We start from the raw sequence: 20545 nt of genomic DNA on the forward strand, positions 1-20545 counted from the left end.
CACGCCTCCCAAGACGTGAAGACCTCCAGCGGCAGGCTCGACCCTCTCCACCGCCCCGAGCCGCCGCCCACAAAACGCTACACAAGGAATACGACCATGAAGACCATCATCTCTGCAGCCCTCATCGCCCTCGCTGCCGGCACCTCCGCTTTCGCCTCCGTCCAGCCTATCCCGGGCTCGATCACCTATGACAACGCCAATGTTCAGCTGGAAAAGGCTCCTGTCGGGTCGACCTTCTTCCACACCTTCACTGACGGCAGCGGCCATGACGTCAGCGAAGTCTACAAGGTCAATGCCGACAAGTCGGTGACCCTCGTTAACCGCCAGATCTCCAACGCTTCGTAATCAGCGTCTCCCAGGACGCAAAACCATTCGGCGGCAGGCTCGGCCCCTCCCCTCTGGCACTGAGCCGCCGCCAACCCAACGCACAAAGGAATATAACCATGAAGACCATCATCTCTGCAGCCCTGATCACCCTCGCAGCCGGCTCGGCCGCCTTCGCTTCCGTCCAGCCGATCCCGGGCTCGATCACCTATGACAACGCAAACGTTCAGCTGGAAAAGGCACCTGTTGGTTCGACCTTCTTCCACACCTTCTCAGACGGCAGTGGCCGTGACGTCAACGAAGTCTACAAGGTCAACGCAGACCAGTCGGTGACCCTCGTCACCCGCACGATCTCCAACGCTTCGTAATCAGCGCGCCTCCCAAGACGCGACACCCTTCGGCGGCAGGCTCGGCCCCTCCCCCTCTGACACTGAGCCGCCGCCAACCCAACGCTACACAAGGAACCAAGACAATGAAGACCATCATCTCTGCAGCCCTCATTACCCTCGCAGCCGGCTCGGCAGCCTTCGCTTCCGTCCAGCCGATCCCGGGCTCGATCACCTATGACAACGCAAACGTTCAGCTGGAAAAGGCACCTGTTGGTTCGACCTTCTTCCACACCTTCTCAGACGGCAGTGGTCGTGACGTCAACGAAGTCTACAAGGTCAACGCCGACCAGTCGGTGACCCTCGTCACCCGCACAGTTTCCAACGCTTCCTGATCCAAGGGTGCGTGGTGGGCCTCGGGGCATCAGTCCCGGGGCCTTTTTTTTGCGTCTGTAGGATTGGTGCGCGGCGCCCGAGGCTCGTCCCGGTCAGTGGGGAGGTTCGCTGACCTCGCCTGCGGCATCTGCAAGGCTCGTCGAGAGCAGCACGGCCCGGGTTTCATCGGCGACACGCGCGAAGACGCGGCGGATCTCGCAATCGTTTTCGCCGTCGCAATCCTCGCAGCGGCGATAGGCTGTCAGTGACAGGCAGGGCAGAGGTGCCACCGGACCATCGATCAGGCGCAGCACTTCGCCATAGGTGATGTCGTTGGCCGGGCGCAGCAGGAGATAGCCGCCCTGCTTGCCACGCCGGCTTTCGACCATGCCGCCGCGCTTCAGGTCGAGCATGATCTGCTCGAGGAATTTCTTCGGGATCTTTTGTTTGTCGGCAATATCAGGGATCTGGATCGGCTCGCCCGGCTCGGCACGGGCGAGAAGCGTCAGCGCCCTCAGCGCATATTTGGCTTTCTGCGTGATCATCGAGCGTCAAAGTCTGCCAGAACCGGTGCCACAAACATGGGTCCGGCCATAGCGTAATTTGCCATGGCATTCCATGGATCATTTGAGCCCTGCGGCACGAATTGCCGCGATATCGGCGCGCAAGAGAGATATTTGCTCTTTGTCTCCGCCTCGGCGCATGTCGATTTCTGTCCGTCCCCCCGCTCATGCCGGATAATGGCACCACTGAGCAGGGACCATATGATGACCATCAACACCTCCGCAGATCTGGCCAGGGCACTGGACCAGCAACTCGCATCGGCAGACCTCACCGAACGCCTGCGTATCGTTTCAGCTCTCGATGGCCGCGCCGTCTTCACCACGTCGCTCGGCATCGAGGACCAGGTGATCACGGCGGCGATCGGGCTTGGCCAGCGGCCGATCGATGTCTCGACGCTGGAGACGGGGCGACTTTTCAAGGAGACGGTCGAGTTGATCGCCGAGACTGAAGAGCGCTTCGGGATTTCGATCAAGCGCTTTTATCCGCGCCAGGACGATATCGACGCCTATGCGGCAAAGTATGGGCTGAACGGCTTCTATGAAAGCGTCGAAGCCCGCCACGCCTGCTGTCATGTGCGCAAGCTGGTGCCTTTGGCGGAGGCGCTCACCGGCGCCCGCTTCTGGATCACCGGCTTGCGCCGCTCCCAGTCCGGCAACCGTGCGGCCACGCCCTTTGCCGAATATGACGCCGAGCGCGACCTGATCAAGGTGAACCCGCTGGCCGACTGGTCGCTCGACGACATCAACGCTTACGTCGAGACCGAGAGCGTGCCGGTCAACCCGCTGCATGCCCGAGGTTACCCCTCGATCGGCTGTGAACCCTGCACCCGGGCGATCAAGCCCGGCGAGCCGGAACGCGCCGGCCGCTGGTGGTGGGAAAATGACGAGAAGCGGGAATGCGGCCTGCATGTGCCGGAGGCGGCGACGTCTCTGGTGCCGACGCCGGCCTAAGTCGAGACTGTCCTTCGGGCTTGCCCCTCATCCCCCTGCCGGGACCTTCTCCCCGCAGGCGGGGAGAAGGGGGATAGCCGCGGACGGCGCCGCTGGTCTCTTCTCCCCGCTCGCGGGGAGAAGGTGGCGGTAGCCGGATGAGGGGCAGAGAGCCAGTAAAGATTTCGGGCGAAAGCCCAACGAAAGAAAAGAAGACCATGCACACGCACACATCCGAATTTGATCCGCATTCCAAGGATCCCGTCACCAAACCGCCGCTTGATCCGCATCTGAAGGCGCTGGAGAATGAGGCCATCTATATCTTCCGCGAAGTGGCGGCCGAGTTCGAAAAGCCGGTCATGCTCTATTCGATCGGCAAGGATAGTTCGGTTCTCTTGCATCTGGCACGCAAGGCCTTCTTCCCCGGCCGCGTGCCCTTCCCGCTGCTGCATATCGACACCGGCTGGAAGTTCCCGGAGATGATCGCGTTTCGCGATGCCACCGCCGAGAAGTTCGATCTCGACCTGATCGTGCACACCAATCCGCGCGGCAAGGAAGAGGGTATCGGCCCGTTCAGCCATGGCTCGTCCTATCATACCGACGTGATGAAGACGGAAGCGCTGCGCCAGGCGCTCGATGCCGGCAAGTATGACGCGGCCTTTGGCGGCGCGCGCCGCGACGAGGAAGCAAGCCGTGCCAAGGAGCGTATCTATTCCTTCCGCACGCCCGACCACAAATGGGACCCGCGCAACCAGCGCCCGGAACTCTGGAACATCTATAACGGCATGGTTCGCCGCGGCGAGAGCGTGCGCGCCTTCCCGCTGTCGAACTGGACCGAAGTCGACATCTGGCGCTACATCCAGGCCGAAAACATCGAGCTGCCGCCGCTCTACTATGCGAAGAGCCAAAAGTATGTGGAGCGCGACGGCATGCTGATGTGGGCGGAAGATCCCCGCTTCGAGCCGCTGCCAGGCGAACAGATCCAGGAAGGGAACCTACGCTTCCGCACGCTCGGTTGCTGGCCGCTGACCGGCGGCATCCGCTCCAATGCGACCACCCTCGACGAGGTAATCGCCGAACTCGAAATCGCCACCGTCTCCGAACGCCAGGGCCGCGCCATCGACCGCGACCAGTCCGGCTCGATGGAAAAGAAGAAGCGCGAAGGATATTTCTGAGATGACCGCAGCTGCCAATACCGCCCTCGCCTCCGAGGCAACCCAAACCGAAGCCGCACCCGTCATCCGCGACTCGCGTCCCCTTCGCCTGATCACCTGCGGCTCCGTCGATGACGGCAAGTCGACGCTGATCGGTCGCCTGCTCTGGGACACCAAGGCCGTCAAGGAAGACCAGGCCGCCACGCTGCGCCGCGATTCCGGTCAACAGAACGATCTTGGTCTGCCGGATTTCGCCCTGCTGCTCGACGGTCTGCAGGCCGAACGCGAACAGGGCATCACCATTGATGTCGCCTATCGCTATTTCGCCACCGACCGCCGCTCCTTCATCGTGGCCGACACCCCCGGCCACGAGCAGTATACCCGCAACATGGCAACCGGCGCCTCGACGGCGGATCTTGCGATCCTTCTGGTTGACGCCCGCGCCGGCCTGCTCGAACAGACCCGCCGCCATGCCACCATCGCCTCGCTGATGGGCATCAAGCAGTTCGTGCTGGCGGTCAACAAGTTCGACCTCGTCTCATACGACAAGGCCGTGTTCGACCAGATCAGCACCGAGTTCAAGGCTCTGGCGCTGACGCTCGGCGTGCGCCAGGTGACCGCGATCCCGATGTCGGCGCTTAAGGGCGAGAACGTCGTCTATTCCGGCCGCTCGGTGATCCCGTGGTATGAAGGCCCGACGCTGGTCGAGACGCTTGAACTCGCCACGTTGCGCTCCGGCCAGTCGACCGGCTTCCGCCTGCCCGTCCAGCGCGTCTCGCGTCCGGGCGAGAGCTTCCGTGGCTATCAGGGCACGGTTGCCGGCGGTGCGGTGAAGCCCGGCGACAGTGTCGCCATCCTTCCATCCGGGCAGATCGCCAACGTCAAGCAGATCGTCACCTTCGACCTCGTGCGCAATGCCGCCGTTTCAGGCGATGCGATCACGCTGGTGCTCGACCGGCAGGTGGACGTGGCGCGTGGCGACATGATCGTTTCGCTCGACGCCCAGCCGCAGACGGGGCTTGCCTTCGACGCACAGATCGTCGCCCTGCAGCCCGATGGCATCGTGCCGGGTAAGCGCTACTGGCTGAAAGCCGGCTCGCGGCGCCAGCGCGTGCAGGTCCAGCCTGTGCAGCAGCTCGACCTCAAGTCCGGCAAGTGGCAGGCGGCCGAGATGCTGCAGATGAACGCGATCGGCAAGGTGCAGCTTGCCTTCGACGAAACCGCGATCTTCGATCCTTACGAGCTCAACCGCGGCACCGGCGCCTTCATCCTGATCGATCCTGATACCAACAACACGGTGGCCGGCGGCATGATTAGCGCCAAGCGCACCGAGCTTAGCGGGCTCAACGCCCATGAGGGGCGCGTGATCCTGTCGCTGCCGGCAGATCTTGCAGAACAGCTGCTGGCGACGGAACTGCTGGCCAGCCGCCGCGACGAGGTGGAGACACGCCGTGTCACGACGAGCGCTGCACGCCAGTTGCTCGATGATATCGACGGTTGATCGGCAGACCAGACCACACGGTCGGACCGATATCGAACGGCTCGCCTTGCGCGGGCCGTTTGCGTTTCAAGCCGCTGCTGCCAGGCCGCTTTCCTTCCTGAGATGCCACGCTAATATACCCTGCAAATCAGCTAGGGGCCGGCATGCATCGCAACAGGCAACAGGAGAGGGAAGTGTTGGTCGGCCTGGCCGAAACGCTTGCCACGAGTGGGATTTCGAAACTGCTGCTGCATGCCTGGGAACGGCGCTACGGGCTTGAGCCGACGGAACGCAGTCCCACGGGGCGGCGCTTCTACACGCGTGAACAGGTGGAACGGCTGCGGCTTTTGAAGTCCTGCAGCGATGGCGGCCATCGGATCAGTTCGCTCGTGCCATTGTCCAACGAGGCCTTGTCGCGGCTCGAATGCGAACTGGAGGGCCGGCAAACCATTTCGGAGATCATCGAAGCGATAAAGGACATGGACAGTGATCGTCTGCAGGCGCTCTTGCAGGCACGCGCTGAAACCGAAGCGCCCGAAGATTTCATTCGCGTTACCGCGCTGCCGCTGATGCGCGAAGTCGGCTCGAAATGGGCCGCCGGCGAGGTCTCGATCGCGGCGGAGCATATGACGACAGCGTATATCAAGCGCATCCTCGGCGGGCTCTTCGACCGATGTCCGATGCCGTCACCTGACGCGCCGCGCCTGATCGCCACGACCCCGGAAAAGGAAGATCACGACGTCGGAGCGCTGGTCGTGACCCTGCTCGCGCGGCTCAGGGGCTGGAACGCGCTGTTTCTCGGCGCGAGCCTGCCGGCCAGAGACATCGCCGATGCGGCCCGTCGGCGTGAGGTCGTCTGCGTCTGCCTGAGTGCGCTTGTCGGACGCAGGGCGACTTTGCAGCTCCATCTCGAGACGCTGCGATCGTCGCTTTCGCCCTATATCGACATCTGGATCGGCGGCGCGGCCTACGGGAACCTCCCTCCGATCACCGGCGTCTCCTTCATGTCGAACATGGATGTCTTCCTGGAGGCGCTGGCAACGGCGGCCCCGGCCCTTCAAAAGGCTGAGTGAGCGCACTCGTCAATCTCGCCTCGGGCTCCCCTCGTTGTGGCTCCTGTCCCCGACAGTACGCGTTGGTAGTTTTTCGCTGGTCCTCCGACCTGTCATCCCCTGCCCTGTCCGTGCCGCTTCAAGGCTTGCTCGGCCCAGGGCACTACAAAAAATCGCATGAAAGGTAGACAGGGCGCTCGTATTTTAGCTCTTCATTTATTTCTTGCATGCATTTTTTCCGCCTCTAATTTTCGCGGATGCGCTGCAGGCCAATGTCATGGTCGCGGACGCCAATCCCAACGTCACCTATATGAACCCTGCGGTCATGGACCTGCTGAAGGAAGCCGAAGCCGACCTGAAGAAGGAGTTGCCGAAGTTCAGTGTTGCGACCCTGATCGGCAGCAATATCGACGTCTTCCACAAGAACCCCTCGCATCAGCGCAACATGCTGGCCGCGCTGAAGATTCGCCACAGCGCAACGATCACCGTCGGCACCCGGGTGTTCGACCTGCTCGTCACGCCGTTGAAGCATGGCACGAAAAAGGTCGGGTTCATGGTCGAATGGGCCGACGCCAAGGCGCGCCTGCTGAATGTCGACTATGCGGCCCAGATCGCGGCGATCTCCCGCTCCCAGGCGATCATCGAATTTTCCGTCGATGGCAAGATCATGAGCGCCAATCAGAACTTCTTCAACCTGATGGGCTATTCGCCGGCGGAAATCATCGGACAGCATCACAGCATGTTTGTCGACAAGGCCTATGCCAATTCAGAGGACTACAAGACGTTCTGGCAGACGCTGCGTGACGGCCAATACCTGGCCGCCGAATTCCCGCGAACGACCAAGTCCGGCAAGGAGGTGATCATCGCAGCCTCCTACAATCCGATCCTCGACATCCATGGCAAGGTGGTGAAGATGGTCAAGTTCGCGACCGACGCGACCGCCCGCGTGCGTACGGTGGGTTCGCTCGGCGATGCGCTGAAGCGGCTCTGTTCCGGTGACTTCGGCTTCCAGCTGACCGAGCCGTTTGCCGACGAGATCGCCTTCCAGACCAACCTGCTTGCGCTGAATGCCGGCGTCGAGGCAGCGCGTGCCGGTGAAGCCGGCCGTGGATTTGCCGTCGTTGCCCAGGAAGTTCGCGAGCTCGCACAACGTTCGGCAAAGGCAGCGAAGGAGATCAAGGATCTCATCCAGAACTCCGCAAGCGAGGTAGCCTCAGGGGTCAAGCTGGTCAGCGATACCGGTGGGGCACTGAAATCGATCAGTCAGCTCATCGTCGAGATCAACGACCATGTCGTTGCCATTTCGACGGCGGCGCGCGAACAGTCGTCCGGTCTGGTCGAGGTCAACAGCGCCGTGAACGGCATGGACCAGATGACCCGGGAGAACGCGGCGATGGTCGAGGAAAGCAGTGCTGCCGCCTCGACGCTGTCGACGGAAACAGACAAGCTGCGCGGCATGATCGGGCAGTTCAATCTCGGCAACCAGCAGTCCGGTGCGTCTTCCCACCGGATGCACCGGGCCGCCTGACCCGTCGAGAAGCATATCCCCGCGACCGATGACCTTGTGTCATCCGTCGCGGGCCGTCGATCCGCGCGACACGAGCTGGTAGCCGAGATCGACGACCTTTGCCGGATAGGCGCCCGATCCGGAGGCGCGGATGATCATGTCCACAGCACGATAGCCGATCTCGTAACGGGGAACGCGCACCGACGTGATCGCCGGGAAGGCAAAGCCGGCATATTCGAGATCGTTGAAGCCGCAGATGCCGAAATCATCGGGGACGCCGAGACCGCGCCTCTGGCATTCGAACAACGCGCCGAGCGCAATGTCGTCATTGTGGCAGAAGGCGGCATCGGCATCCGGAAACTCGCTCCTCAGCCGATCCAGCAAATGACAGCCGAGACCAACGCTCGTGCTGCTGTCGATCGAGAGTACGAGGGCCGGATCATAAAGCCCGGCTTCCTCCAGCACGGCCTGAAAGCCCTCCTGTCGGCGCCGGGCACGAAAATCCCAGGCACCACCCAGCATGGCAATGCGTCTGTAGCCCTTCGCCAGCAGATGCCGCGTCGCCGTCTCTGCGGCCAGACGGTGGTCGATCCCAACCGCCATATCCGTCGGCTGACGGCTGATATCCATGATCTCGACAACGGGGCACGGCGCGCGACGCAGGAGATCGTCGATCGCGGGGTCGCCGATCTGGCCGACATGGATGAGGCCGGCGGGGTTCTGTGACATGAAGAAGCGCAGCTGGTGCAGCTGATCTTCGCTGTCGCTGTCTGCGCTGGCATATTGAATGCGCAGATCGGAGGGACGAACGCGATCTTCGATACCGCGGATCAGGGCGAGGAAGGCGTGGCTGGTCAGGCCGGGCGAGAGCACGCCAACGAGACCGCTGTTCTTGCTGGCAAGGGCACGGGCCGCGAGATCGGGCACGTAGCCCATCTCTTCGACAACCTTGAGGATCGTGTCCCGCAGTTGCGGCGAGACCTTTTCGGGATCGCGCAAGGCGCGGGAGACGGTGATCGCGCTGACACCGGCCCTTTGGGCCACATCCGATAGGGTCACCTTGTCCTGGCGCTGACGACGTTTTCTCGTCCCTGGGATCATGCTCACCCGACCATCCCGATTGCAATCAATGGTGGCATTTTCAGCCGGGTCGATCCCTGCCTGCGTCGCCGAATACAATTCAAGATAGACTAATCTGCGTTCCTCAGCAATGACTTACTGAGGCAATCCCCATCTGGGAGCGAAATGGGAGATGCGTATCCACTACCACTGTTTGCAGGATATACAACTTGACCGGGCTAGAGATACGGCAAGCCGACGCCGCACATCGTCGACCGGGCAGCCTATTATGCGGGACAAGCGGGGGAGATTTCGGGAAATCAAACTGGTCGGAGTGGAGTGATTCGAACACTCGACCCCCACGTCCCGAACGTGGTGCGCTACCAGACTGCGCTACACTCCGTGACCAGCGGCGCTTCTATAGACCAGCGATTTTCGTTGCACAAGCAGGGAAACGCAAAAAGCGGCGAGAAAGTTGAAGTTTTCGTGACGTGGACTGCATGCTGCTGAATTCATTGGCTTAATTGTCGATGATCGACGGCTGTCCGCAAGGCTGCGGGGATCGTCTGGCGCTGGAGCGGCGCGCCGTTGCGGGCAAGTCACCGTCGTAAAAATTGCGTCGCACAAGGAGCCACGACCATTTCGTCTGTGCCGGTTTCGCAGTAAAGCAGGTGTGGGCCGAATGCGCCCGGCGGCATGGCGCCGACGACGGCCCTCATGGGGTTCAAGGGACAGTGACAATGAATTTGCTGAAAAGCACGACGACGGGATTGATCGCAGCGCTTTGCCTGGCTGCTGCAGGCTGCACGACGGTGGGTGGAGCACCGACGAACGAGATCGAAACGCGCTGGAACGGGCAGCAGGCCGGCGCCTTCTTCGCCAAGTTCGGACCGCCCGTCTCGGATGCGGCCTCCGGTTCGGCGACGCTCTATACCTGGCGCGGTGGCTTCAAGACCCGGGTCGTACCGGCGACATACGAGGATCTCGGCGACGGCAAGAGGGGCAAGCTTCTCACCCGCGCGCGCACCGAATATCTGCGCTGCGAGGTCCAGCTCACGGTCTCTTCCGACTATATCATCCGCAGCGTTCGCACGGTCGTCGACCGGCCGGGCACAAATGGCGGCAAGAGCTATTGCGCGGAATTCCTGACGGCAAGCTGATACCCCCCGCGCGCTTCAGAAAATGGAAAAGCCTCCCGCCAGCATGGCGTGGAGGCTTTTTCTTTCCAGGTCCGGTCCAACCGGACGGGCTTCGTGGCATGCGCCGTGCACCAATCGCCGCCGGGGCCTCATGCCCTCTGAACACCCGGTCTATGGCGTGCGCGGGAGGACGCCGTGGATGACGCCCTCCCCGATACGCAATACAGAAACCGAGCGCTTCGCGACGCACTACCTTGGTGGAAGCGCATTCTTTATAGGGAGATCAAGGTTAACAGTTACCTTACAACCGGCAGAATTTATGGTTAATTTTCAGTGACCTAGCCGCCAAGAGAAATGCCGCGCCCGCGGGGCTCCGCTCCCTTGCAAAAAGCCTTGAAAACCAGGGGCAGCAGCGTTTCGTGATCATGTGCGCACTTGACGATGTTCTTGTTTTGTTCAAGATCGCAGTCATGACCCAGACGATCGATACCCTTGGAAAAGCGCTTCGCCACAACATGCTGGTGGTTGCCACCTGTCGTGAATGTCAGAACCAGGGGCGGTTTCTCGCCAAGGATCTCGCCAGCTTCTACGGCCACGGCCGCGACCCGTTCTCGCTCAAGTTCCGCTGCAAGCAGTGCGACACGCGAAACTGCAAGATCACCCTGATGGACAACCCCTATGACCGCACGCCGGAGACCATCGTCTGGCGCCCGGTCAAGGTGAAGCTGTAAGTTAAGGGGTCTTTCCGACCTGCCACAGTTTTGGAAGGAAGCCTAACGCAGATCCGGATAGCCCGCTGCGATCGCTGCCTGTTCATGCGCGAGCAGGATGTCGTAGGCGCTCTCGTCCAGCACGGTCACGTCCTTCAGCCCGAGGGTCTGACGGACATCTTCGAGTTCGGGTGCGGCAATGGCGGCCTTCAGTGCGGCGCGGAGCAAGGCGATCTCATGATCCGAGGCAGACAGCCTGGTGATGAAAGGCAGATTGGGTCCGCGTGGGGTTTCAGTGAGGATGACAAGGCCTTCGATCTCTTCCGGGGCATGGCGGCGCAGGAAATCATAGGTGATGCAATCGATCGCCGCGAGATCGGCCTGACCATTTCGCACGGCCTCGATGCTCGCGAGATGGCCGCCGGTCTCGAGGATGTCGGTGAAGAAGGCGCGACCGCCGGCATGCGGGGCAATTGCCGCGCGCAGCAGATTGTAGCCGGAATTGCTGCCGGTTTCGTTGATCGCAGTCCTCAGTCCCCGGCAGGCCGCAAGGTCTGTTGGTGCGCCCCTCTCGCGGGCGACGATGAAACTGCACATGTCAGCGCCGGAGCAGCCCGGGGCCTCGTAGACCGGGGTCGCGACGAGGCGGACCCTGCCCTTCAGATGTTTGACGAAGGGGAAGCCGCAGGTCTGGGCAAGCACGAGGCGCGGATCGAGCCAGGCCTCGTGGTGGGGCAAGGCCTCGTCCAGGATCTCGGGCAGGCCGGCCATGCCTGCACTGCGCAGATGGTCGCGCAGGAAGGCCCAGAGCACCCGCTGCGCCTCCGCCACCACGGATGGCGCGACATACATCCGAAGGCTTACGAGCCTGGTGTCAGAGGCCACTGTCAGGAGTGCCTCGGATGGGTCGGGCGGTCGTGTTGCCGGAAGAGGAAACGGCGCGCGACATCGAAATAGCCGCGATAGACCAGACCACCGTTCAGCCGCACGAGGAAATCGCGGTGGCGCTCATAGATGCCGGGGAGCATGTACCAGGGCAGTGCCGGCACGCGGTGATGCAGCACATGCAGGTTGTTGTAGAGAAAGAGCAGGCCGAAGAGCGGGCTTTTCTCGACGATCGCCGTGCGCTCCTCGTGATTGTCAGCAAAGCGGTGTTCGGCATAGGAGCGCAGACGAGACAGCGCCGTGCCGCAATAGACGAAGCCGAAGAAGAAGAGCAGGAAAGGCATGTCGCAGACGACGAGCACCCACCAGAGCACGATGGCCACACCGACACCATGCCAGGCCCAGAGGCGCCGGCTGTCGCCCTCGCCGCGGATCACCTTGATCGCCTCATGCCAGAGGAAGGAGGCGAGGATGATGGCCGGACCAACCGTCAGGCGGCCGATCAGGGTCAGATTGAACTCCCACAGCGTGCGACCAGCCCAGCCGAAGCGGTCCCAGTCCTTGGCGGTGAAGTAATAGGATTCCGGATCCTCGATCGGATCGGTCAGATGCTCGTCGCGGTGATGGGCGAGATGGCTTGCCTTGTAGACATGATAGGGCAGCCACAGCGAAATCGGCGGGACGCCGATCGCATCATTGATCAGGTCGTGGCGGGTCGGATGATGGTGGATCACCTCATGCTGCAGCGACCCGTGCCAGGCAATCAACCAGGCTCCCAATGGCACGAGGATCAGAAGCGGAATGTCGCGCCAGAAATAAGTGAGGGCGATAAATCCCCCGTAGATCAAAAAGGCCAATGCGACGGTCGGCCATTCGATGCGCGCAATGCGCGGTATTACGATCTCACCCTCGGCAAGATGTGCCATGCAGTCCCCATAGACGAATCCCCTATGGACGTTCAGAGTAACTGTGTCCTTGCAGGCCTGATAGAATAAAAGCGGCAGAAAATGACGCGATATGATCACAAAGCGGCGGAAATCGGCAAAAAGCGCAGATCCAGCCTCGGCGGGCGACTCCTTTGATGGGTTGCGAGCAAGTCAACCGCATCCCGACATCTCCCACGATTGAAACCATCTGGTGAATGGGATAAGCGAAAGCTTCATTCCACACTCAGATTTTAATCCGGTGACATCGAACGCCCCATGGCTGCAGAAACCAAGAGCCATCTTGAGGTTTTCCTCGAGAACAGAACGGCCCTGGTGAGCTATGCCGCCCGGCTTCTGGGTTCGCGTGACCAGGCGGAAGACATCGTGCAGGATGCCTTTCTGCGGCTGAAGCCGGAGGATGGCGTCGGCTATGCGCCGCGCCAGATCCTCGCCTATCTCTACAGCATCGTGCGCAATCTCGCCTTCGATCAGCTGAAGCGACGCAATGTCGAGACGCGCGGGCGCGATATCGATCCGCCCTTCTGGATCCTGCCGCAGGATCCGGGCACGCCCGAAGAGACGGTTCTTTTTGCCGACCAGGCCCGCGTCGCCCGTGAGGCGCTGGAGGGGCTGCCTGCGGATATGCGCCGGGCGATCGAACTTTACCGCATCGAAGGCTGGACGCTGGAGGCGATTGCGGGCGAACTCGGGATCTCGGTTGCGACCGCCCATCGGCTGATCCGCAGCGGCATGGTCAAGATCGCGCTCTCCATGGATCGGGCGAGCCATTGATGGGGGCGACACGGAAAAATGCCGGGGGCAAGATGAAAAAAAGCAGGGCGTCGATCGTATCTTCAATAGGCACGGAGAAGTGTGCGATAGGCGCTGCCATGTCGCGCGGAGGCGGCGGAACACTTGCAGTCGTCGCACAACACGAACGCAGCAGTCAGGGAACGGTCGGCCGGTGAGCGTCACGGATCATCCACAGCAGCAGCAGGAGCGGCTTCTCGACGAGGCGATGGACTGGCTGATGCGCCTCAACGAGGCACCGACCGACGCGGCGCTGATCGCTGCCTGGGACGACTGGCTGCAGGCCTCGGAGGCCCATGCCGGCGCCTGGGCCCGGATCTGTCGCACCTGGGCGGCCCTTGGCGACATGCCGACTGCCGCGCCTGAAGCCGTTCCGCCGGTCATCGATGCCGTTCCAAACCGGTCCACTCACCCTCAAGGCTGGCGCGTCTCGCGCCGCAGCCTCGGTATCGTCTCCGCCAGCTTGATGTCTGCGGCACTGGTCGCCGTTCTCGTTGCTCCTACCCTCCAGATGCGCTTCGAGGCAGATTTCCGCACAGGGGTCGGCGAGACGCAGATCGTGACACTGGCGGATGGCTCCAAGGTGACGCTCGCTCCGGAAACGGCGTTGGCCGAGGACTTCGATGGCGGCGCGCGGCATGTCCGGCTGCTCTCCGGCGAGGCCTTTTTCGAGGTGGAGCGCGATAGCGCCCGCCCCTTTGTCGTTGCGGCACCGGATGTATCGGTCCGGGTGCTCGGCACAGCCTTCAGCGTGCGCGACACCGGTCATGGCACGCGCGTGGAGCTGGCGCATGGGGCGATCGCGCTGACGCCGGATAAGGCAGAAGCCGGCGCCGAACTGACACTGCAACCCGGTGACGTGGTCAACGTCGAGCGTGCCGACGGCAAGACGGAGCGGAGCCAGGTCGACCCCGCCGACATCGCACTCTGGCGGACGGGTCAGCTTGCTGTCACCGACCAGACGCTGGGCGACGTCGTGGCGCTCATCCAGCGCCAGCACTCCGGCTGGATCGTCATGCCCGAGAGCGACATTGCCGCTCTCAGAGTGACCGGCCTCTATGATCTCAGCGACCCCGACAAGGCACTGATGGCGCTTGTCGCACCCTTCGGGCTGCAGGTCCGCAAGGCCTCGCCCTATCTGCGGATCATCTCCAGCCGATAAATTTTTCGTTCAATATCAATCCACTAAATGGACTTAGGCATACCAGACGCAAAAAATTCGGACGACACTGAAAAACTGGTCTGAATTACTCGTATTTTCATCTAAGCAGAGCCGAGATCGGTTTCTGCATGGGAATGAGTATGCGTTCGACGAGACTGCCCGCGAAGCAGGACGCCTTGATCAGCGCGGCGTGGCGCCGCCGACTGACGGCGACCGCTTGCGCGCTTACGCTTCTGGCGGGGGCCTCCAGCCTGCCTGTGGCGGCGCAGACGGCGGCCGGTAGCGAGACCGTGCAGGCTTATGACATTCCGGCACAGCCACTTGCGAACGCATTGCGCGCCTTTGGGCAGCAGTCCGGGCTGCAGGTGTCGCTCGCCGCGGAGCTTGCCCGCCACACGCGCTCGGTCGCCGTCTCCGGCGCCCTGACGATGGACACGGCGCTCGCGCAAATGCTCACCGGAACCGGCCTTGCCTATCGCATCGACAATGGCGTCGTCGTTATCGGCGACACGTCGCCCGCCCTGCCCGGCGATATCTCCGCGACGGATGGTTCGACCGTGATCGACGAGATCAAGGTCACGGATCGGCGGATCCAAGGCGGCGTCAGCACAGTCACTGTTGACGCCGAAGCGCTTGCGGAGCGCAACCCGTCCGACATCGCCGATGTCTTCCGCGACACGGCAGGCGTCAGCGTCGGCAGCTCGATCGCGACCTCGCAGAAGGTCTTCGTCAACGGCCTCGAAGAGACGACGCTTGCCGTCACCATCGACGGCAGCCGGCAGAACAACCGCGTCTTCCACCACAATGCCACCAACCTGATCGACCCCGCGCTGTTGCGCAGCGTCACCATCGACGCCGGCATCGCGCCGGCCGATGCCGGTCCCGGCGCACTCACCGGCTCGATCGCCTATGAGACCCGGACCGTGAAGGACCTTCTGTCCGAGGATGGTTTCGGCGGACTGGTGTCGGAGACCTATGACAGCAACGCCGAGACCTTCACCACCGGGCTCGGCGGCTGGGCGATGCAGGACGGTTTCGAGTTCCTTGGTTTCCTGAACTACGGCAGGGGCGAGAACTATCATGCCGGCAATGGCGAGGAGGTCCGCGGCACCGCGACCAACCTTTTGAGCGGGCTTGGCAAATTCGCCTACGAAGCAGAGAGCGGCGAGCGTTTCGAAATCAGCCACGAGCGGATCCGCGACGATGCGGAGCGGCCATTCCGTGCCAATGCCAGCGTGGTCACAACCGGCCGAGCCTGGGAACCCCGCACCCGAAACTACAGGCTCGACCGGGACAACACCGTCTTCACCTTTAGCGACACGACGCCCGAAGCCTGGTGGGACCCGTTGTTGCGGCTCGCCTATAGTCACAGCGCGGTCGAAACGCCTGTTTATTTCGATGACGGCAGCGGAAACCCGGCTTCCTATGCGGGCCGGGGCGCAAGCGGAAGCCTGAACGGACGCGTGCAGAACAGGTTCGCGCTGGAGGATGGCGATCTGGTTGCCGGTCTCGATTTCTACAGCGACCGGATCGAGCTCGATACGGCACGCGACGCGGAAGACGCGGCGGAGACGGCCCGGAATATCGGGCTCTACGCCCAGGCCCGTATCGAACCCTTCGAGGCCACGCGGCTATCCTTCGGCGGGCGGGCCGACCGGCAATGGTTCGAGGGCACCACGGGCCAGACATGGGATCATGCGGGGCTGAGCGGCAATGCCGCGATCGAATATGACCTGACGCGCTTCCTCACGGCAAAAGCCGGCGCCTCGCATGTCTGGGCCGGCATTCCGCTGGCGGAAGCCTTCATCATGAACCCCGGCTGGACCTATGGCGCGGCAGGGCCGGAGGTGACGACCGCCGACAACCTGATGGCCGGCCTCGAATTCCATCACGACGGCTTCACGGCGGAAGCGAGCCTTTTCCGCAGTCGCATCCACAATGCCCGCGTTGCGAAATTCGCGGTCGCGCTGGGCAATCAGAATCACGAGGTGGAGACTGATGGCTTCGAGCTTGCGGCGGGCTACGACTGGATCGACGGTTTCATCAAGGTGAAATATGCGCATGTCGACGCCGAGATCGACCGCCGTCCGGCGGATTCCGATACCGGCAATTACCTGACCACGCCGGTTGGCGACATCATCGTGCTTTCGGCGGGCAACAGCTTTGCCGACTTGGGTCTGACCATCGGCGGCGATGTCGAAATCGCGCCGGAATACACTTCCGGGGACGCGACCTACCGATCCTATGAGGTTGTGAACCTCTTTGGCGAATGGAGCCCTGAGAGCCTGCCGCACATGACCCTTCGCGCGGAGGTGCAGAACCTCCTGAACGAGACCTATGCCAGCCGCGCAACCTACGGCCAGGAGTTCGGCAATGTGACGCCGCTGCATGAGAAGGGGCGAAGCTTCCTTCTCTCCGTCAAGGCGACCTTCTGACAACAAGACCGCATCGCGCCTGAAGGCGCGGGGCTAAACGACGACCACCCGCTTACGTTTCGGAGAGACAAGAATGACCACCCGCTCCTTTACCCGCCGCGCACTGATCGCCGCCGGCCTCACCCTTGCCGCCCTGCCGGCGTTGGCGCTCGATGTCGAGACCTATGCCGGCAAGGTCACCGTCGAGGGCACGCCGTCGAAGGTTGCCGTCTTCGATATCGCCGCCCTTGATACGCTGTTGGCCATCGGCGTGATGCCGGCAGGCATTCCGGAAAACCTGTATCTGCCGGAACTGTCTGATCTGAAGGGCAAGGCCGAGGTCGTCGGCGACATCTTCGAGCCCGATCTCGAAGCCTTGAGCGCGCTTCAGCCAGACCTCATCATCCTCGGCGGCCGCTCCTCCGGCAAGGAAAAGGAAACGGGCAAGGTCGCCCACTCGCTCGACATGACCATGGACGGCGTCGACGTGGTCGATCAGGCACGCGAGCGGGCCTTCACCTATGGCGCGATCCTCGGAAAGCAGGCAGAGGCCGAAAAGGCCGTTGCCGATTTCGACGCCGCACTTGCCCGCGCCAAGGCCGCCGTTCAGGGCAAGGGCAAGGGGCTGATCCTGATGACCAACGGGCCGAAGATCACCGCTTACGGGATCGATTCCCGGTTCGGCTGGGTGCACAAGGCGCTCGACCTGCCGCCGGCAGTGGAAGATGTCGAGGCTGCCACCCATGGCGAGCCGGTCTCCTTCGAATTCATCGCCAAGGCCAATCCCGACTGGCTGCTGGTGCTCGACCGGGCCGCCGCCATCGGCGCCAATGACCAGAATGCCAAGGCAACGCTCGACAACGCGCTTGTTGCCGAGACCACGGCCTGGAAGAGCGGCCAGGTGATCTATCTGCCGTCGGCCGACTTCTACATCGCAGCCGGCGGATTGAAGGCCACCGAACGGGTGCTGGCAACGATCGAGGCCGGTTTCTCCGCCAGCCAGTGATGTCTGCCATCGCTGATACACACCATCGTCGCGTGATGATTGGCGCCGGGCTCTGCCTGGCGCTTCTCGTGATGTTAAGCCTCGCCATCGGCGTGCAGGACCTGTCGCTCTCCGGCAGTGACGGGGCGATGCCCTTTGCCGATCTGATCGCCATCAGCCGGCTGCCGCGCACGCTTGCCGCCGTGCTCTGCGGTGCGGGGCTCGCCGTTGCCGGCCAGATCATGCAGACGCTGACGCGCAACCGCTTCGTCGAGCCCTCGACGGCTGGCACCGCCCAGAGTGCAGCGCTCGGCATCCTGATCGTGACGCTCTTTCTGCCGGCCGCCGGCCTCGGCGTGAAGGCCCTCGTCGCCAGCGGCTGTGCGCTCGCCGGCACCGCGCTGTTCCTCGCCACCGCGCACCGCCTGCCGCCGGAGCAGCCGCATCTCGTGCCGCTTTTCGGCCTCGTCTATGGTGGCGTGGTGGGGGCGGCCGTCACCTATGTCGCCTGGCAGACCGATCTCCTGCAATATCTCGACATCTGGACCAATGGCGAATTCTCCGGCGTGCTGAAGGGCCGCTATGAGCTGCTCTTCGTCGCCGTGGTCATCGTCGCGGCGGCGATGCTGATTGCCGACCGGCTGACGATCATGGCGCTCGGCGAGGACCAGGCGACCAGCCTCGGCATCGACTATCGCCGCATGACCCAGATCGGGCTGGTGCTGGTCTCGGTGATGTCGGCGCTCTCGGTCGTCGTCGTCGGGCTCATCCCCTTTGTCGGCCTCGTCGTGCCCAATCTCGTCTCGCGCCTCTCGGGCGACAATCTGCGCGGCACGCTGCCGCTTGTGGCGCTTGGCGGGGCGATCCTGGTTCTCGCCTCCGATATCGCCGGTCGCCTCATGCGCTTTCCTTACGAGATCCCCGTCGGCACGGTGATGGGCGTGATCGGGCCGGCGGTCTTCCTCTGGTTCATCCTCAGGGAGCGCCGCGATGCGTGACCGGATCGTCATTGCTCTCCTCCTCTGTCTTGCGCTCTTAGCCGTCATCGCCTTCATGACGGTCAACCTGCGCGGCAATATCGCTTTTGCGCTGGAGCTGCGCGGCGTCAGGCTTGCGGCGCTGGTGACCGTCGCGGTTGCCATCGCGCTCTCGACCGTCACCTTCCAGACGATTACCGGCAACCGCATCCTCACCCCTTCGATCATGGGGCTCGATGCGCTCTACCAGTTCGGTCAGGCGGCGCTCGTCTTTACGCTTGGCGGGCTGGGTTATGTCTCGCTCTCGCCACATCTGAAGTTCGGCATGGAGGCATCCGCCCTGATGCTGCTGGCCATCGTCATCCTCTGGCCGGCCCTGAAAAGCCGGATGGACCTGACGCTGATGCTGCTCGCCGGCGTCGTCATCGGCGGGCTGTTCCGCAGCCTGACCAGTCTTCTGGCACGCCTGATCGATCCGCAGGAATTCGCCGTGGCGCAGCGGGCGATGTATGCCAACTTCTCCGCGCCGAATACGGACCTGCTCGCGATCGCAGCACTCGTCACGATCCTCGCCGGCGGCTTCCTCTTCTCGCGGCGCCATCTGCTCGACATCGCCGCACTCGGACGCGACACGGCCATCGGCCTCGGTCTCGACTGGAACCGGGTGGTGCTGGTGCAGCTCATCACCGTCTCGGCTCTGGTCGCCGTCTCCACAGCACTTGTCGGCCCCGTCACCTTTTTCGGCCTGTTGATCGCAGCGCTTGCCGAGCGGCTCACATCCTCGCGCCGGCATGCTTCCGTCTTCGTGGTTGCCATGCTTCTCGGCGTCATCGTGCTGGTCGGCGGGCAGACGCTGTTGCAGCACGGGCTTGGTCAGGCCGGCACGCTCTCTTTTGTCGTCGATTTCCTCGGCGGCCTTGTCTTCATCCTGCTTCTGTTTGCGAGGCGCACCCGATGATCGAATTCCAATCCGTCAGCCTCACTCGCGAAGGACAGCGCGTGCTTGAGGGCATCGACCTTGTTCTGCCGAGGGGTGGCCTCACCGCCCTGGTTGGCCCGAACGGGGCTGGCAAATCGACGCTTCTCTCGCTTGCCGCCCGGCTGTTGCCGCTGCAGCAGGGATCCGTCACCATCGACGGGCTGCCGGTCGGCTCGACACCCGGCAAGGTGCTGGCCAAGAAGCTCGCGATCCTTCGGCAGGAGTCCGGCCCGCCGCCACGCGTCAGCGTGCGCGAAATGGTCGGCTTCGGCCGCTTTCCGCATAGCGGCGGGCGGATGACGACGGAGGATCGCGCCATGGTCGAGGAGGCGCTTGCCCGTTTCGAGCTCGAAGGCCTTGCCAACCGCTCGCTCGACCGCCTCTCCGGCGGCCAAAGGCAGCGGGTGATGGTGGCGATGACCTATGCGCAAGGGACCGACTATATCCTGCTCGACGAGCCCCTGAACAATCTCGACATGTATCACGCCCGCCAGCTGATGCTGGAACTGCGCCGGCTTGCCGATGAGACCGGCCGCACCATCGTCATCGTGCTGCACGACATCAACCATGCCTCTGCGAGCGCCGACCGGATCATCGCCATGAAGGACGGCCGGATCGCCGCCGACGGGCTGCCCGGTGCGATTATGCGAACCGAGGTGCTGGAGGCGATCTACGGGTTTGAAGTGCCGGTGGTCGAAACGGGCGGCATGCGGCTGGCGCTGCAATATGCCCGGATGGGCCAGGCGTAAGCAGTTCTTGGTGCGAAGCGCGCTTTGGTGGACGGCAGC

At 62.9% G+C, this 20545-nt stretch carries 21 protein-coding genes and 1 tRNA gene; 17 read left to right on the forward strand and 5 right to left on the reverse strand.

Annotated features, from left to right (window positions below; translation table 11 throughout):
• Window positions 1–96: 96 nt before the first annotated feature.
• The 3 genes from SJY08_RS12240 to SJY08_RS12250 all read left to right on the forward strand — a co-directional run bounded on the left by SJY08_RS12240 (window position 97) and on the right by SJY08_RS12250 (window position 1045).
• A complete protein-coding gene (locus SJY08_RS12240) occupies window positions 97–345 on the forward strand; it encodes a hypothetical protein (RefSeq protein WP_377275003.1) in 249 nt (82 codons plus the stop codon).
• Window positions 346–443: 98 nt separating this feature from the next.
• Window positions 444–692: a hypothetical protein gene (locus tag SJY08_RS12245; protein ID WP_153761720.1), complete on the forward strand. Its 249-nt coding sequence runs from the start codon at window positions 444–446 to the stop codon at window positions 690–692.
• A gap of 104 nt (window positions 693–796) precedes the next feature.
• Window positions 797–1045: a hypothetical protein gene (locus SJY08_RS12250; protein ID WP_377275917.1), complete on the forward strand. Its 249-nt coding sequence runs from the start codon at window positions 797–799 to the stop codon at window positions 1043–1045.
• 93 nt (window positions 1046–1138) lie between these two features.
• Here SJY08_RS12250 and SJY08_RS12255 read toward each other — a convergent pair whose 3' ends face one another.
• Complete coding sequence (locus tag SJY08_RS12255) at window positions 1139–1570, reverse strand: Rrf2 family transcriptional regulator (protein ID WP_054150961.1); 432 nt, start codon at window positions 1568–1570, stop codon at window positions 1139–1141.
• Between the two features lie 222 nt (window positions 1571–1792).
• Between SJY08_RS12255 and SJY08_RS12260 the strand changes: the two genes are divergently transcribed.
• The 5 genes from SJY08_RS12260 (at window position 1793) to SJY08_RS12280 (ending at window position 7732) form a co-directional block, all read left to right on the forward strand.
• Window positions 1793–2539: a phosphoadenylyl-sulfate reductase gene (locus tag SJY08_RS12260; protein WP_377278574.1), complete on the forward strand. Its 747-nt coding sequence runs from the start codon at window positions 1793–1795 to the stop codon at window positions 2537–2539.
• Window positions 2540–2736: 197 nt separating this feature from the next.
• Window positions 2737–3693: a sulfate adenylyltransferase subunit CysD gene (cysD, locus tag SJY08_RS12265; RefSeq protein WP_377275920.1), complete on the forward strand. Its 957-nt coding sequence runs from the start codon at window positions 2737–2739 to the stop codon at window positions 3691–3693.
• 1 nt (window position 3694) lies between these two features.
• Complete coding sequence (gene cysN, locus SJY08_RS12270) at window positions 3695–5173, forward strand: sulfate adenylyltransferase subunit CysN (RefSeq protein WP_300889041.1); 1479 nt, start codon at window positions 3695–3697, stop codon at window positions 5171–5173.
• Window positions 5174–5346: 173 nt separating this feature from the next.
• The gene (locus SJY08_RS12275; RefSeq protein WP_377275922.1) at window positions 5347–6225 is read left to right on the forward strand and encodes a B12-binding domain-containing protein; all 879 of its coding nucleotides are present in this window, start codon (window positions 5347–5349) and stop codon (window positions 6223–6225) included.
• 256 nt (window positions 6226–6481) lie between these two features.
• Complete coding sequence (locus SJY08_RS12280) at window positions 6482–7732, forward strand: methyl-accepting chemotaxis protein (RefSeq protein ID WP_377275924.1); 1251 nt, start codon at window positions 6482–6484, stop codon at window positions 7730–7732.
• Window positions 7733–7771: 39 nt separating this feature from the next.
• On the opposite strand, the gene SJY08_RS12285 is transcribed toward SJY08_RS12280, so the two are convergent.
• Window positions 7772–8812 carry a LacI family DNA-binding transcriptional regulator gene (locus SJY08_RS12285; RefSeq protein WP_069043884.1) on the reverse strand — a complete coding sequence of 347 codons (1041 nt, stop codon included), beginning with the start codon at window positions 8810–8812 and terminating at the stop codon, window positions 7772–7774.
• A 284-nt stretch (window positions 8813–9096) separates the two neighbouring features.
• Window positions 9097–9173 (reverse strand) — tRNA-Pro (locus SJY08_RS12290).
• A 337-nt stretch (window positions 9174–9510) separates the two neighbouring features.
• Here SJY08_RS12290 and SJY08_RS12295 point away from each other — a divergent pair.
• Together SJY08_RS12295 and SJY08_RS12300 are read left to right on the forward strand one after the other, a co-directional pair.
• A complete protein-coding gene (locus SJY08_RS12295) occupies window positions 9511–9930 on the forward strand; it encodes a hypothetical protein (RefSeq protein ID WP_054150956.1) in 420 nt (139 codons plus the stop codon).
• A 449-nt stretch (window positions 9931–10379) separates the two neighbouring features.
• A complete protein-coding gene (locus SJY08_RS12300) occupies window positions 10380–10640 on the forward strand; it encodes a hypothetical protein (protein WP_040300825.1) in 261 nt (86 codons plus the stop codon).
• Between the two features lie 42 nt (window positions 10641–10682).
• On the opposite strand, the gene SJY08_RS12305 is transcribed toward SJY08_RS12300, so the two are convergent.
• Window positions 10683–11471, reverse strand: a complete 789-nt coding sequence (locus tag SJY08_RS12305; protein ID WP_377275927.1) for a phosphate/phosphite/phosphonate ABC transporter substrate-binding protein — start codon at window positions 11469–11471, stop codon at window positions 10683–10685.
• A 35-nt stretch (window positions 11472–11506) separates the two neighbouring features.
• Window positions 11507–12430 carry a fatty acid desaturase gene (locus tag SJY08_RS12310; RefSeq protein ID WP_377275929.1) on the reverse strand — a complete coding sequence of 308 codons (924 nt, stop codon included), beginning with the start codon at window positions 12428–12430 and terminating at the stop codon, window positions 11507–11509.
• A gap of 276 nt (window positions 12431–12706) precedes the next feature.
• Here SJY08_RS12310 and SJY08_RS12315 point away from each other — a divergent pair, with 276 nt between their 5' ends.
• The 7 genes from SJY08_RS12315 (at window position 12707) to SJY08_RS12345 (ending at window position 20506) form a co-directional block, all read left to right on the forward strand.
• The gene (locus SJY08_RS12315) at window positions 12707–13222 is read left to right on the forward strand and encodes a sigma-70 family RNA polymerase sigma factor (protein ID WP_153761714.1); all 516 of its coding nucleotides are present in this window, start codon (window positions 12707–12709) and stop codon (window positions 13220–13222) included.
• Between the two features lie 172 nt (window positions 13223–13394).
• Complete coding sequence (locus tag SJY08_RS12320; RefSeq protein ID WP_377275932.1) at window positions 13395–14402, forward strand: FecR family protein; 1008 nt, start codon at window positions 13395–13397, stop codon at window positions 14400–14402.
• Window positions 14403–14542: 140 nt separating this feature from the next.
• The gene (locus SJY08_RS12325) at window positions 14543–16837 is read left to right on the forward strand and encodes a TonB-dependent receptor domain-containing protein (RefSeq protein WP_377275934.1); all 2295 of its coding nucleotides are present in this window, start codon (window positions 14543–14545) and stop codon (window positions 16835–16837) included.
• 73 nt (window positions 16838–16910) lie between these two features.
• Window positions 16911–17822 carry a siderophore ABC transporter substrate-binding protein gene (locus SJY08_RS12330; RefSeq protein WP_377275936.1) on the forward strand — a complete coding sequence of 304 codons (912 nt, stop codon included), beginning with the start codon at window positions 16911–16913 and terminating at the stop codon, window positions 17820–17822.
• Window positions 17822–18799: an ABC transporter permease gene (locus SJY08_RS12335; RefSeq protein WP_377275938.1), complete on the forward strand. Its 978-nt coding sequence runs from the start codon at window positions 17822–17824 to the stop codon at window positions 18797–18799. The genes SJY08_RS12330 and SJY08_RS12335 overlap by 1 nt, the downstream gene beginning before the upstream one ends.
• Window positions 18792–19736, forward strand: coding sequence for an iron chelate uptake ABC transporter family permease subunit (locus SJY08_RS12340; protein ID WP_377275940.1), 945 nt, complete (start codon window positions 18792–18794; stop codon window positions 19734–19736). The genes SJY08_RS12335 and SJY08_RS12340 overlap by 8 nt, the downstream gene beginning before the upstream one ends.
• Window positions 19733–20506, forward strand: a complete 774-nt coding sequence (locus SJY08_RS12345) for an ABC transporter ATP-binding protein (RefSeq protein ID WP_377275942.1) — start codon at window positions 19733–19735, stop codon at window positions 20504–20506. The genes SJY08_RS12340 and SJY08_RS12345 overlap by 4 nt, the downstream gene beginning before the upstream one ends.
• Window positions 20507–20545 lie beyond the last annotated feature (39 nt).

Origin of the sequence: Rhizobium sp. R86522 (genome assembly GCF_042466255.1) — a bacterium.
Taxonomy (GTDB): Bacteria; Pseudomonadota; Alphaproteobacteria; order Rhizobiales; family Rhizobiaceae; genus Allorhizobium.